We start from the raw sequence: 7,441 nt of genomic DNA, 5'->3' as shown, positions 1-7,441 counted from the left end.
GGGCGCCGGCTCACCCGAGCCGGCGCCCGGGCGGTTTCCGTTTCCGGGCAGCTTCCGGCTCCGGGCGGTTCCGTTCCAGAGGTCGCGGTCGGGCTCTTCTCTTCGGCGCGTGTTCGATATACGGTACAAAACGCTTGTTACGTATCCCCGGCGTAGCGAGGCGTTGTCGCATCCCCTGCCGCCCTCATCTGGAGATTCCGCAGTGACCGAGCCCACCGAGCCCATCAAGTACCGCAAGAACGGCCTGACCCGCGGGGTGACGGACGAACTGGCCGAGAACATGACGCAGGGCTGGGCCGACACCGAGCGCACCGCCCTGGAGCCGGTGGCCCAGGCCGCGTACACCGCCCGCCGCCGCGCCGCGCTGTCCGCGGCCTTCCCCGGCGAGCTGCTGGTGGTCCCGGCCGGCAACCCCAAGGTGCGGGCCAACGACACCGACTACCCGTTCCGGCCCTCCTCCGACTACGCCTACCTCACCGGCGACCAGTCCGAGGACGCCGTGCTGGTGCTGCTGCCCACCGGCGGGAGCGGCCACGAGGCCGTGCTCTACCTCCGCGGCCGCTCCCGCGTCGACAACGGCGAGTTCTGGCTGGACGGCCACGGCGAGCTGTGGGACGGCCGCCGCAACAGCCTCACCGAGAGCGAGCGGCTGTTCGGCCTGCCCTGCCGGGACGTCCGCGCCGTCCACGCCGACCTGCGCGCCACCACCGGCCCGGTGCGGGTGCTGCGCCGGCACGACGCGGGCGTGGAGGCAGCGCTCACGGGCCGCGGCTCCACCGAGCTGGACGACGAGTTCGAGGTCTTCCTGTCCGGGCTGCGCCTGGTCAAGGACGCGTGGGAGATCGAGGAGATGCGCTTCGCCTGCGCGGCGACCGCCCGCGGCTTCGAGGACGTGGTGCGCGTCCTCGGCACCGACTCCGAGACCGCCGAGCGGCTGATCGAGGGCACCTTCTTCCTCCGCGCCCGGATCGAGGGCAACGACGCGGGCTACGGCATCATCGCCGCGGCCGGGCCGCACGCCACCACCCTGCACTGGGTGCGCAACAACGGCCACGCCAAGCCCGGCGACCTGCTGCTGCTCGACGCCGGCGTGGAGACCAACCACCTCTACACCGCCGACATCACCCGCACCCTGCCGGTCAGCGGCCGCTTCACCGGGATCCAGCGCAAGGTCTACGACGCCGTGTACGCGGCCCAGGAGGCCGGCATCGCGGCCGTCAAGCCGGGCGGGCAGTTCCGCGACTTCCACCACGCCGCCCAGCGCGAGCTGGCCGAGCACCTCACCTCCTGGGGCCTGTTCGGCGACCTGAGCGCGGACAAGGTGTACGAGCTGGGCCTGCACCGCCGCTTCACCCTGGCCGGCACCGGCCACATGCTGGGCCTGGACGTCCACGACTGCGCCCACTCCCGCACCGAGGAACACGTCGACGGGCCGCTCAAGCCGGGCATGGTGCTCACCGTCGAGCCGGGCATCTACTTCCAGGAGAACGACCTGACGGTGCCGGAGGAGTACCGGGGCATCGGGGTGCGGATCGAGGACGACATCCTGGTCACCGAGGACGGCAACGAGAACCTCTCCGCCGACCTCCCCCGGACCTCCGACGAGGTCGAGACCTGGCTGGCGCGACTGCGCGGCTGACGGACGGCCGCGGCCCGTGCTCCCGTACCGGCCCGGGCGGGAACACGGGCCGTTCCGCGGCCGGGCCGTTACTCGGACCACCGCTCGGACGGCCACTCCGCCGGGTGACGCGGCGTCAGCCGAGCCGCCACACCGTGGTGGTCTTGACGGCGGTGTCCTCCAGGTCCGCGACCACCGGCACCTGGTACGCCGCCACCGCGGTGAACCGGTCCCGGGGCAGGTAGGCCCGGCCCGGGTCGCCGACGATGACGGTCGCGCCGCGCGCCACGGCCCGCTCCAGGAAGGGCAGGAAACGGGCGGCCATGGCCCGTTCGTAGAAGACGTCCCCCGCGAGCACCACCTCGGCCGGGCCGCCGTCCCCGTCCACCAGGTCCACCAGGGCGCCTGCCACCCGCACCCCGTTGGCCTCGGCGTTCAGCCCGATCGCGGCCACCGCGTAGGCGTCGATCTCGGCGGCGCGCACGTCCGTCGCCCCGCGCAGCGCGGCCGCCACCCCGACCAGTCCGGAGCCGGCCGCGATGTCCAACACCCTTCGGCCGGCGACCAGTTCGGGATGGTCCAGGACGTAGCGGGCGACCGCCACGCCACCCGCCCAGGCGAAGGCCCAGAACGGCGGCGGCAGCCCGGCCCGCCCGCGCGCCCGCTCGGTGGTCTCCCACAGCGCGATGGCGTCCTCGGCCATGTGCAGGCTGATCTCGGGCACGAAGGGGACGGGCTTCAGTCCGGTCTCCCGCCGGATGAAGGCGAGGTCCTCGGCGGGCTGAAGGGTGCGCAACTCGCTTGGCATGCCCCGCAGCATAGGGCCCGCGCGGGGGTGCCCACGCACCCGCGACGAGGGTGCGCACGCACCCGTGGCGGGGGGCGGGTGGACGCATCGCCGAACCAACGTCTACATTGCTGTAGACGTTGGAGGCGTACGGCAGGACCCCCCGGACGAGCCGTACGCCTCCGACGCCACCCCGCCACCCCCGCCGCCCCCGCCACCCGTCACGACCGCAAGGCGCCCCGTGTCGCCCCACCGCCACCGCTCACTCCCGCTCGTCCACCACTCGCCTGATCTTCCCGACCGAGCGCTCCAGCGTGTACGGGTCCACCACCTCGACCGCGACCGTGATCCCGACCCCGTCCTTCACCGCCGCGACGATCGCCGTCCGCGCCGCCTCCCGCTGCTCGCCCGAGGCCTCCGGCCGGGCCTCGACCCGGACGGTCATCCGGTCCAGCCGCCCCTGCCGGCCCAGCCGCAGCTGGAAGTGCGGCGCGACGCCCGGGGTGCGCAGCAGGATCTCCTCGATCTGGGTCGGGAAGACGTTCACCCCGCGCAGGATGATCATGTCGTCGCTGCGCCCGGTGACCTTCTCCATCCGCCGGAAGGCCGGCCGCGCGGTGCCGGGCAGCAGCCGGCTGAGGTCGCGGGTGCGGTAGCGGATGACCGGCAGCGCCTCCTTGGTGAGCGAGGTGAAGCACAGTTCACCGACCTCCCCCTCGGGCAGCACCTCGTCGGCCCCCAGCCGATCGGACAGCGGATCGACGACCTCCGGATAGAAGTGGTCCTCCCAGATGTGCAGCCCGTCCTTGGTCTCCACGCACTCCTGGGCGATGCCCGGGCCGACCACCTCGGAGAGGCCGTAGATGTCGACGGCGTGCAGGTCGAGCCGCTCCTCGATCTCGCGCCGCATCTCCTCCGTCCACGACTCGGCCCCGAAGATGCCCACCCGCAGCGAGGTGCTTCGCGGGTCGACGCCCTGCTTCTCGAACTCGTCCAGCAGGGTCAGCAGGTAGGACGGGGTGACCATGATGATCTCGGGTTCGAAGTCCAGGATCAGCCGCACCTGGCGGGCCGTCATGCCGCCGGAGGCCGGGATGACGGTGCAGCCGGCCCGTTCGGCGCCGTAGTGGGCACCGAGGCCGCCGGTGAACAGCCCGTAGCCGTAGGCGATGTGCACCTTGTGGCCGGGCCGGCCGCCGGCCGCGCGGATCGAGCGGGCGACCACGTCGGCCCACATGGAGAGGTCGTTGTCGGTGTAGCCGACCACGGTCGGCAGCCCGGTGGTGCCGCTGGAGGCGTGGATCCGGCGGACCTGCTCCATCGGGACGGCGAACATGCCGAAGGGGTAGCCCTCGCGCAGGTCGGCCTTGGTGGTGAAGGGGAAGCGGGCGAGGTCGGCGAGGGTGCGGCAGTCCTCGGGGCGGACTCCGGCGGCGTCGAACTTGCGGCGGTAGAGCTCGACGTTGTCGTACGCGTGCCGCAGGGTGGCCCGCAGCCGGGTGAGCTGGTGGGCGCGCAGTTCGTCCAGGCCCATCCGCTCGCCGGCGTCCAGCAGCTCCGGCGGGATCGGCTCCCCGAGGTGTCGGCGCGGGACGGGTGCACTGCCGGTCATCGTCGCTCCTTCGCTGCTCCACCCGCTCCCCGGGCCGCCGCCCGACCGATCGTTCGGTCAGGAATGTTCCGATCCATTGATCCAGTACCCGAACCACCTGTCAAGGGATCGCACAGACCTCCCGGAATGTGAAGTTCCGACCGCTTCACCGGGGCTTCGTCTCCACAGCTTGGCTATCCAATATGAAAATCATTACGGAAGTTTGACTTCCCCGCGGCCTCCTCCGCCCCGACCGCGTGATTCAGTAGTGCGGTTCCCTCCCCGCACCCCAAGGTGATCACCGTGCCCACGACTCCCGCCCTGGTCAGCGCGCTGCGCGAACTCGGCGAACGACCCGCCGTGGTCGCCGACGGGCGCGCGATCAGCGGCATCGGCCTGCTGCTCGGCGTCTCCCCGCCGGGCGGCCTGCCCCGGGCCCTCGCCCAGCGCGTCGCCGCGCACGCCGCGCTGCCGCCCTCCGCCGCCCGGGCCGCCGAGCAGCGGCTGCGCTACTGGGCCGGCGTCCTCGGCCCCGCGCCGATCCGGCACACCGTGCTCCACCCCGTCTCCGACCTCGCCGTCGACCTCGCCCTCGCCACCCTGCTGGCCGGCGGCACCGTCCACTGCGGCGACCCCGAACAGCGGCCCGAGCAGCAGCTCGCCACCGTCGCCGCCAGCCGGGCCACCCACCTCAGCCTGCCCTCAGCCCTGCTGTGGCGGCTCAGCCGGCAACCCGGCCTGGACGCCCACGACCTGCGCACGCTGCGCCTGGTCCTGCACGTCGGCCCCGAGCCCCGCCAGGAGGACGTGTACGCCGCCGTCGACGCGCTCGGCGCCGTCCTCGCCCACGTCCGTGCCCCGGACAGCAACGCCGAGGCCGCCGACCGCCGGCTGCGCGCCGACGCCGAGAGCGCCTCCGCCGCCGCCTGGAAGCACAGCATCGGCGTCACCGCCCCCCAGATCCGCGAGTTCGGCGCCCACCTCGACCGAGCCGTGCTCCTCTCCCTGCTGCACACCCTCCAGCAGGCCGACGTGCTCACCGACCCGACGCGCGGCTACCCCGAGGCCGAGGTGCTGGCCACCGCCCTGGTCACCCCCGCCCAGCGGCCGAGGGTCTCCCGCTGGCTGGACGCGCTCGCCCGGCACGGCCTGATCACCCGCCAGGACGGCGGGGCCCAGGGCCCGGTCTTCCGCGGCGGCCCCGGGCCGGGCGCAGCCGCGGTGCGGGACGCCTGGCGCCCGGCCGTCGAGGCCTGGGCCGACGGGCTCGGCCCGGCCGCCGCCCTGGACCGGGTCCGCCGCGGCGCGCAGCGGCTGCCCCGCCTGATCGCCGGCGAGGAGGCCCCCCGCGCGGGCGCCGCCCCGGTCCGCTGGGCCGGCGCCCGCGGCTTCCTCGGCGCCGCCCTCGGCGCACTGGTGCGCGGTACCGCCGACGCCCACCCGGCACCGGTGCCGCTGCGCGTCCTCGAACTCGACCCCGAGGGCGGCGAACCCGCCGTCGCCCGCGCCCTGGCCGCCCGGCCCCGGCAGCACGCCGAACACCACCTCGCCCCCGACGGCGGCCGCTACGACCTCGTCGTCGCCACCGCCACCGGACGGACGGCCGAAGAGGTCCCGGAGCTGGTCCGGCTCGTCTCCCCCGGCGGACGGCTGCTGCTGCTCGCGCCCACCGCCGAACACCTGGACCTGCTGATCACCGGCGACGACGCCCACGGCCCCGCCGCCCACCCGGCCGAGCACTGGCGGGCGGCGCTCGCCACCGCCGGCTGCCCGACGGTCCTGACGCTGCCCGAGGACGGCCACCCGATGGGACTGCTGGGTCAGCGGCTGTTCGCGGCGCGGGTGGGCTGACGCCCCCGAGGGGCCGTCCGTCGGACCGCTGACGTCCGCTTCCCCGCCCACGGAAGCGGACCCGGCCCCTCCCCCACCGCCCTCCGTGGCCGAGCGGTGAAATCCGGATCACGTGCCGCCACCCGATCCGTACCATTTCGATACCGAAGCCGTGATGAGCTGCGAGGATCCTCGCCGCCCGGGCCGCTCCCCGGGTAGGCTCCGGCTTGTCCTCCGGCCCTCGCGCAGGCGGCCCCCTGCCGCCCTGACGCGTTCTCCGGGGGCGTTCCCCCCGCGGGCCATTCGGTGGGCACCGCGCACTCGACACCGCGCGCCAGGGCAGTCGCGCGAACGGCGAAGGGCATCGCATTGTCGGATCGGCTCACCGGAGGAGACTCCTCACTGCTGCGGCGGATCAACGCGGCGGTCACGCTCCGGGCGCTGCGGAACGGCCACTCCGTGACCCTCACTCAGCTCGTCGGCGAGACCGGACTCTCCCGCCCGACCGTCGAGGGCGTGATCGAGGGTCTGGTCGAGACCGGACTGGTCGCCGAGGTCGAGCAGCCGAGGGAGGAGGGCCAGCCGGGCACCGGCCGCCGCGGCCGCCCGGCCCGCTGGTTCCGCTTCCGCGCCGAGGCCGGGCACATCCTCGGCATCGAGATCGGCGTGCACGACATCCGGGTCATCCTGGCCGACCTCACCGGCGAGGTGGTGGGCAGTCACTTCAAGCCGGTGGACGAGACCCTGGAGGCCGAGGAGCGGCTCACCGCCGTCCGCACCGCCGTCGCCGAGGTGCTGCGCAAGGCCGGCATCTCCCGCGACAACCTGTGGGCGGTCGGCATCGGCACCCCCGGCATCGTGGACCGCGAGGGCACCATCCGGCTCGGCACCGCGATGCCCGGCTGGACCGGCCTCGACCTCGGCGCCCGGCTGCGGCGCTCCTTCCGCTGTCCGGTCCTGATCGAGAACGACGCCAACCTGGCCGCCATCGCCGAGCACTGGCAGGGGGCGGCGGTCGGCGCCGACGACGTCGTGTTCGTGATGGCCGGCCTCAGCCCGGGCGCCGGCTCCCTCATCGGCGGCAGGCTGCACCGCGGTTTCGGCGGCGCGGCCGGCGAGATCGGCGCGCTGCACCTGCTCGGCCAGGAGGTCACCCCCGAGCGCCTGCTGTCCACCACCGGCAAGCCGCTCAACCCGCTGGACGAGGCCGCCGTGGCCCGGGTGCTGCGGCTGGCCCGGGAGGGCGACGAGGTCGCCAGGATCGCCATGGACCGCTTCCTCACCCGCCTCGTCCAGGGCGTCGCCGCGCTCGTCCTGGCCATCGACCCGCAGCTGGTGGTGATCGGCGGCTGGGCGGCCGGCCTCGACGGCGTCCTCGACCCGCTGCGCGAGCGCCTCGCCCAGCTCACCCTGCGCGCCCCGGAGGTCGCCCTGGCGGCGCTGGGCTCGGAGGTGGTGGCGATGGGCGCCCTGCGGGTGGCCCTCGACCACGTCGAGGAGCAGCTCTTCGCGGTGGACCCGCCGCGGGCCTGACGCCCGGGAGGACGGCGGCGGGCGCCGGGGGGGGGGCCCCCCCCCCCCCCCCCCCGGACCCCACCCCCCCCCACCGAGCAGT

5 protein-coding genes are annotated in these 7,441 nt (G+C 74.6%); 3 read left to right on the top strand and 2 right to left on the bottom strand.

Annotated features, from left to right (window positions below; genetic code table 11):
- Positions 1-202 precede the first annotated feature (202 nt).
- Positions 203-1,639 (top strand): aminopeptidase P family protein, encoded by a 1,437-nt coding sequence (locus ACFRAR_RS37705; RefSeq protein WP_380704803.1) that lies wholly within the window; start codon positions 203-205, stop codon positions 1,637-1,639.
- A gap of 115 nt (positions 1,640-1,754) precedes the next feature.
- Here the strand turns inward: ACFRAR_RS37705 and ACFRAR_RS37700 are convergent, their stop codons facing one another.
- Positions 1,755-2,426, bottom strand: coding sequence for a class I SAM-dependent methyltransferase (locus ACFRAR_RS37700; protein ID WP_380704801.1), 672 nt, complete (start codon positions 2,424-2,426; stop codon positions 1,755-1,757).
- 241 nt (positions 2,427-2,667) lie between these two features.
- Positions 2,668-4,017, bottom strand: a complete 1,350-nt coding sequence (paaK, locus tag ACFRAR_RS37695; RefSeq protein WP_380704799.1) for a phenylacetate--CoA ligase PaaK — start codon at positions 4,015-4,017, stop codon at positions 2,668-2,670.
- A 282-nt stretch (positions 4,018-4,299) separates the two neighbouring features.
- On the opposite strand from paaK, the gene ACFRAR_RS37690 reads away from it, so the two are divergent.
- Together ACFRAR_RS37690 and ACFRAR_RS37685 are read left to right on the top strand one after the other, a co-directional pair.
- Positions 4,300-5,847 (top strand): hypothetical protein, encoded by a 1,548-nt coding sequence (locus ACFRAR_RS37690; RefSeq protein ID WP_380704797.1) that lies wholly within the window; start codon positions 4,300-4,302, stop codon positions 5,845-5,847.
- A gap of 348 nt (positions 5,848-6,195) precedes the next feature.
- Positions 6,196-7,359 (top strand): ROK family protein, encoded by a 1,164-nt coding sequence (locus tag ACFRAR_RS37685; protein ID WP_380704795.1) that lies wholly within the window; start codon positions 6,196-6,198, stop codon positions 7,357-7,359.
- The last annotated feature ends 82 nt before the right edge of the window (positions 7,360-7,441 follow it).

The sequence above is a fragment of the Kitasatospora sp. NPDC056651 genome, assembly GCF_042792155.1.
Lineage (GTDB): Bacteria > Actinomycetota > Actinomycetes > Streptomycetales > Streptomycetaceae > Kitasatospora.
This window is presented reverse-complemented; position numbering and strand designations above follow the sequence as displayed.